The sequence below is a fragment of the Pantoea sp. SIMBA_079 genome, assembly GCF_046940275.1.
Classification (GTDB): domain Bacteria; phylum Pseudomonadota; class Gammaproteobacteria; order Enterobacterales; family Enterobacteriaceae; genus Pantoea; species Pantoea borealis.
This window is the reverse complement of record NZ_JAWRYR010000327.1, coordinates 1-271: the sequence shown is the minus strand read 5'-3', so window position 1 is coordinate 271 and position 271 is coordinate 1. Positions and strand designations below refer to the sequence as shown.

The window sequence follows — 271 nt, the reverse complement described above, 5'->3', positions numbered from 1 at the left end:
CCGGATGCCGCCGAGAAGGAGGTCGCCTGGCAGCTGGAGCGGTTGTCCGTGCCGGGCAGAGACGCCCTCGGTCGCCTCCCGCGGCTCGGCGAGGACTCCGCCGGGCCGCTCGGTGCGGGCCTCCTGGCTTCCGGCGAGTTGGGGAGGATCATCCGCGAAATTCAGGACCGCCTCGCGCAGCGGCAGGCATGACGATCGAGCGCTGCGGCGCCCGCTTCACCCACGTGGAGCAACCCGGGTCCGGATCAGGCGCGGACGATCACCGCGGCGC

Annotated in this window: 1 protein-coding gene; it reads left to right on the top strand. The window is 73.4% G+C overall.

Annotation, left to right across the window (positions count from 1 at the left end; genetic code table 11):
• Positions 1-192: hypothetical protein (locus SB719_RS20225; protein WP_412159751.1), on the top strand; the 192-nt coding region annotated here is incomplete at its 5' end.
• Between the last annotated feature and the right edge of the window lie 79 nt (positions 193-271).